Annotated in this window: 4 protein-coding genes; 1 reads left to right on the top strand and 3 read right to left on the bottom strand. The window is 67.1% G+C overall.

All coding sequences use genetic code 11. From position 1 onward, the window contains the following. Positions 1–236: 236 nt before the first annotated feature. The 3 genes from ABIA35_RS49345 to ABIA35_RS49335 all read right to left on the bottom strand — a co-directional run bounded on the left by ABIA35_RS49345 (position 237) and on the right by ABIA35_RS49335 (position 3,039). On the bottom strand, positions 237–1,466 hold the full coding sequence (locus ABIA35_RS49345) for a hypothetical protein (RefSeq protein ID WP_370362642.1): 1,230 nt from the start codon (positions 1,464–1,466) through the stop codon (positions 237–239). A gap of 717 nt (positions 1,467–2,183) precedes the next feature. After that, positions 2,184–2,681: a universal stress protein gene (locus ABIA35_RS49340; RefSeq protein WP_370362641.1), complete on the bottom strand. Its 498-nt coding sequence runs from the start codon at positions 2,679–2,681 to the stop codon at positions 2,184–2,186. Between the two features lie 52 nt (positions 2,682–2,733). Continuing rightward, entirely contained in the window at positions 2,734–3,039 is a 306-nt protein-coding gene (locus ABIA35_RS49335; protein WP_370362640.1) for a hypothetical protein, read from the bottom strand. A gap of 316 nt (positions 3,040–3,355) precedes the next feature. Between ABIA35_RS49335 and ABIA35_RS49330 the strand changes: the two genes are divergently transcribed. After that, positions 3,356–3,487 carry a DUF4118 domain-containing protein gene (locus ABIA35_RS49330; RefSeq protein ID WP_370362639.1) on the top strand — a complete coding sequence of 44 codons (132 nt, stop codon included), beginning with the start codon at positions 3,356–3,358 and terminating at the stop codon, positions 3,485–3,487. Positions 3,488–3,570: the final 83 nt, after the last annotated feature.

Genomic DNA, 3,570 nt, shown 5'->3' with positions numbered 1-3,570 from the left:
GTCGCCAACGCCGCGGGCCGGCTCGGCACACCGCTGCCGGTGATCCCCGGCGTCGACTTCGCCGGCGTCGTGGTCTCAGACGGCGACCACAAGGGACAACGTAATGCAGAGTTACGCGGAATGGCTCAATGTCTAAACCGTTGACACCAGGGTGCGAAGATCTTCGGCACGGGACCCGGCACGCCGACGCCCCGCCGCTCTCGAAGAATGCGAGATCCCGTCCGGGTCCCGGCGCGCTACGACCCCGGCTCGGTGTCCACCACGTCCAGCGACCATGTCCCCTCGAGATCCACGACGATCACACCGGGTTTGTCGGGCAGAAACCCGTTTTCGCGATACTCCTTGGTAACGGTGCTGAAGAAAGACCGTCCGCCCGAGGCGAAACCGCGATGCATCGAGTCGTCTTCACAGATGTCCCCCCGGCAATCGCAGTCCGCGTAGAAATCGACCCTTCCGCCTCCGCCCCGCACCTGGAGCACGACGGAAACGGCGTCCCCTCGGTGATGAAACGCCATGGCCCCCTTTCCACGCATGACGCTGTCGGTCGTCGGCAGCAGATCACGCGGGAGAGCAGTGACAACCCACGCCGTGGATTTCATCGGCTCGACGCGCAGATGAGTGACGGCCACGGGGACCACAGCGAAAGTAGGGCCATGGGCATCGGCATAGAACATTGAGTGGTCCCTGACACGCTCAGCTGTATGCTCCACCGCTGCGACCGTCGCGAAAACGTAGCCAGCCCCGCTGGCAGAGAGCCGCACCAGGGTTGGGCGCCCGGCCTCGGGACGGTCGAGAACGAACTCGGCCTGCCTGCTCTTGCCCTTCCAAGTGAATCGCGCATCGGTCGCCGCTAAAGCTGTCTGCTTCCCGAAGACTCCAAGTTCGGCCCGGGAGAGATTCTCCAGCGGTACCGGACGACCGTTGCGCATCGCTTCCAGGCGCACGAACGCGTCCCGCCCCCGGCCCAGCGCAGGGAGTACGTACTTGCGGTTCGGCATCGCGTTCACGGCATCGCTGCAGGCGGCGCGGGCTCTGGCATACTGCGCGCGCATGTCGGCCGTCACGCCTTCGGCCTCCGGGTTGAACTCCAGACCGTCCAGCTGGCGTTCGAAGTCGGCGACGGCGGTGGCGAGCTCACCGGTCACGCTTGGAGCGAGGCCGCGAGGCCGCACCAGAACGCGGTAGACCAAGATCGAACCGAGAGCACCCGACAGGAAACCTGTCACCGCGGACACCAATAGCGACACGCATGCGATCTTAGTGTCCTGCGATCGGGCACGGCATTTGCGCGGCGTGCGGATTGGCCCCTGCGCGGCCGGGATGGCGATGTCCCAGCAGTGTGCCGACCGCCCAAGAGGGAACCAGCACACGGCATCCAGCACCGTGACCAGGCGCGTGCAGCAGCATCGATCAACCTTGCCGCCGAGCTCCCGCCTCCGCTGCCGGCCGATCTCCTGGGACTGCACATCTCCACTGCGCAACACTGGGCGAACCGGACCCAGGCAGCCTGGATCGCCTACCTGCAAGCGCGCTCGGTGATCCCGGCAACCTCAGTCGCGTCGCGCGGCTAAATCCAGTCCTTGCGGCGGAAGACGAAGAAGAAACGATGGACAGACCGATGGTGACGCCTGTAGAGGTCCAAAAGCCGATGTGGGTGCCGAAGCCAAGGTAGGGGACGTTCTCGCCGTAGAAGCCGGTGACGAGCCGTCAGGAAGAACCGCCCCGCCGAAGGACATCGTGGCGATCCTCTGCCCGTGGCGGCTGCGGGGCCGCGGCCCCATGGACCCTGGCCCGCGAAGTCAAGCAGGCTCGCCATGAGGACAGCGGGGACAAGGGCGGCGGCGAATAGGCGCCGGATGTGTACGAGGCCGTCGACAGTCGTCGGCCTCGTACAGGTGCGCGCGTCGCAGGCTGCTACTTCGCTGCCAGGACAGCCAGCAGGTAATCAGCTCGACGCCCATTCCGTTTCGGCTCCAATCCGCGAGCACCTCTGCGACGTCCTCATACAATGCCGCCCAGTGGCCGTCGGCTTCCAATCACAACCGCTGGAATCTGGATGTGACCGGCGGTCCGGATCCAGGACGCGGCGCCCTCGGTCGGCGAGGCGCCCACCGGTCGCGCCCTGGCCGCGCGGCGAAGGCCCGGGCCAGGTGACTCTGGTCCGTGCCGTCCGGCGCCGACGGTCAGACCGACGCCTTCCCACGCTGTAGTGGGCGCCGCCGCAGGTCTCGTACCATCGCGGACGGAGGTACCACCAGCACCGGGCACGCCGCCCGCATCGAGAAGTGCCGAACCACCGGTGGCTGCAGGCCGAATGCTCTGCGCAGCACACCTGTCCGGCCGCTTCCGACCACGAGCAGGTCGTCGGGACGGGCGGCCAGCGAGACGAGGACCGGACCGGGCGGTCCGCACACCACCCGTGTTTCGACGGGCAGGCCGGTGGGGATCCCGCCCAGCGCCGCGTCGAAGGCGTCGGTCAGCCGCTGTTCGGCCAGCTCTCGCTGCACCTTGTGCAGCGGAGGGCAGGGTGCGCGCCGGTACGCCACCTCCCCACCCGGCGGCGTCCAGGCCAGCACAGCCACCAGTACCGCCTGCCGCTCCCGGGCTTCGGCCACCGCGCGGCGCAATGCCTGCAAGCTGCCCAGCGAACCGTGAACCCCGACGAAGACACGCGCGCTCATAGCCGCCTCCTCTGTTCCTCAAATTCCCCTTGACCCGGTGCATCACAGTCGATCACACCGGATGCCGGATCCAGCCGAAACTCACGCGGTGCACATGAAATCCTGGCAAAACGCCAAGGTCGGTCGGACCGATGCGCACGATGTCCGAGCTCAGCCGTGACTGGAATTGCTCGCCGACGAGGTCGCCCCGCAGGCCGTCGAGTCCACCGCGTTCAGCCAGGTGATATGGGCGTCGCTGTAGCTCGACCGGCCAGAGGACCGCGTCGTCCTCGATCTGGAAAACGACGGACAGGGCGGCTGCCTGCCGAGATGGACGCCCGCCGCCGCGCCGGACGCGAGCAAGCTCGGTCACCTGCATCCGTCGTATCAATATTCTGCTTAACGAGCGGCTGCGACTCTCGCGCGGCGGTCTTCGACGTGCTCGACTACGACGGCTTCCTGGCCCTGTCGCCCTTGGCCGGTGCCCCGCACAGCCACGACGAGGTCAGTGTGGACGGTGGGGGATCAAGGGGTGGCGCAGGCCGGCGTCGAAGAGGCTGTACCCCCGGCCGCCGTCGAACAGCACGCCAGCGTGATGAGCGCTTTCCGGTGTTCGAGAGGAGTCCGCCGAGCATGCACCGCACGGCTCTACTGTCCACGGGGCGCGGTTTCGAGGGAGCGGATGGCCGCCGGGGGTGCTGGTGGCGCGGATCGGCGGCCTGTTCACCTCGGTCACCGCCTCGCTGCTGCTCAACTACTACTTCATCCCGCCCTTCTACCGACTCACCATCGCCGCGGGCAACAACCTCATCGCCCTAGATGATTGAGTCCGAAGGCTGGGCTGGTCGTGGGCCTGCGTGACGGCATGGCGAAGGGTGTCGTTGTCTGTGTGTGAATACCGACCTCGACA

Origin of the sequence: Catenulispora sp. MAP12-49 (assembly GCF_041262705.1) — a bacterium.
Classification (GTDB): Bacteria; Actinomycetota; Actinomycetes; order Streptomycetales; family Catenulisporaceae; genus Catenulispora.
The sequence above is the reverse complement of the archived record's forward strand: the minus strand, read 5'-3'. Positions and strand labels throughout refer to the sequence as shown.

Excerpts from the sequence above, each read along its gene's own strand:
- ABIA35_RS49335 (WP_370362640.1), bottom strand. The coding sequence starts at position 3,039 with ATGCAGGTGACCGAGCTTGCTCGCGTCCGGCGCGGCGGCGGGCGTCCA.
- ABIA35_RS49340 (WP_370362641.1), bottom strand. The coding sequence starts at position 2,681 with ATGAGCGCGCGTGTCTTCGTCGGGGTTCACGGTTCGCTGGGCAGCTTG.